A 259-nucleotide genomic window follows, 5' to 3' on the forward strand; every position below is an offset into this window, starting at 1 on the left:
AGCCATCGATGACCTTGTCCTTCACCAGCACCGGGCTGTCCTGATAGATCGGCAGCGGCGTGTGGTTCAGGCCCTCGTCGCGGGCCAGCGCCGAGGCCTGAGCGACGACCTGGCCGGTCTTGAGCTCCACCAGCGCGAGGTTGATGTTGAGCAGCGGCTTGGCGGGACCGCCCTGACGGGTCAGCGTGCCGGTCAGCAGGTATTGCACCTTGGCGAGGTTCTCGGTCTTGAACGGCAGCAGCTCGAACTTGCCTTCGGT

Annotated in this window: 1 protein-coding gene; it reads right to left on the reverse strand. The window is 65.3% G+C overall.

Going from position 1 to position 259, the window contains the following annotated elements:
- Positions 1-259: hypothetical protein (locus RVY79_RS20280; protein ID WP_317466386.1), on the reverse strand; the 259-nt coding region annotated here is incomplete at both ends.

Origin of the sequence: Chromohalobacter sp. HP20-39 (genome assembly GCF_033052815.1) — a bacterium.
In the GTDB taxonomy this organism is placed as follows: domain Bacteria; phylum Pseudomonadota; class Gammaproteobacteria; order Pseudomonadales; family Halomonadaceae; genus Chromohalobacter.